The organism is Vibrio sp. Vb0349 (assembly GCF_033338975.1).
Window position 1 is genome coordinate 1 of the sequence record NZ_JAWOTS010000488.1, and the last position, 1,008, is coordinate 1,008.

Consider the following 1,008-nt stretch of genomic DNA (forward strand, 5'->3'; position numbering starts at 1 on the left):
CAGCGATTCCAATGGTAATGGGTGCCAATATTGGTACCACAGTGACCAACACTTTGGTTTCACTAGGTCACGTACGTTGTAAGGAAGAATTCAAGCGCGCATTTGCTAGTGCGACGATCCACGACTTCTTTAACCTTCTTGCTGTTCTGATATTCCTTCCTTTGGAAATGATGTTCGGCATTCTAGAGAAAATTTCTCACTGGTTGGTTTCGCCACTATTGAACACTGGCGACATGAGCATGAAGGGTTTTGACTTCATCAAGCCAATCACTAAGCCTGTTGTTTCTGCTATCAAAGAACCGCTATCAACATTTGGTGACACCATGGGTGGCGTGGCTCTAATTGCTTTAGGTATCGCTACAATCTTCGTTGCTATCACAGTAATGGGTAAGCTAATGAAGAGCCTAATGGTTGGCCGTGCTCGCGATATTCTGAAGAATGCAATTGGTCGTGGTCCTATCCACGGTATCGTATCAGGCTCGATCGTGACGGTGTTGGTACAATCTTCATCAACAACAACAAGCTTGATGGTTCCACTTGTAGGTACTGGTGTTCTTAAAGTTCGTGACATTTACCCATTCACTCTAGGTGCGAACATCGGTACATGTATCACTGCGCTACTTGCAGCTACCGCAGTATCTGGTGAGTTTGCTGTGTTTGCTCTTCAGATTGCGCTAGTACACTTAACCTTTAATATTTTGGCGACACTGTTTATCTTTGGTATTCCGTTCTTACGTGAAATCCCAGTAAAAGGCGCTGAAATGATTTCAGAGCTTGCTATCAAGAACAAAGCCGTTGTGGGTGGCTACCTGATGTCTGTATTCATCATTCTGCCAGGCGCAATCCTTGCTCTGACAACCTGATAATACCAACCATCGCTTATTGTTTAAGGCTCCACGTTGTGGGGCCTTTTTTGTATCTGTAATCATGATGCAAAAATGAGAGTTGATGTAACTCCGATTGAGACTGAGAAATATTTGTTGTTCAAACCAAACACTCAATGATAAT

1 protein-coding gene is annotated in these 1,008 nt (G+C 43.5%); it reads left to right on the forward strand.

The annotated features are described in order from the left end of the window. On the forward strand, positions 1–863 hold an 863-nt coding region (locus R7Q47_RS26800), incomplete at its 5' end, for a Na/Pi symporter (protein WP_318090370.1). Positions 864–1,008: the final 145 nt, after the last annotated feature.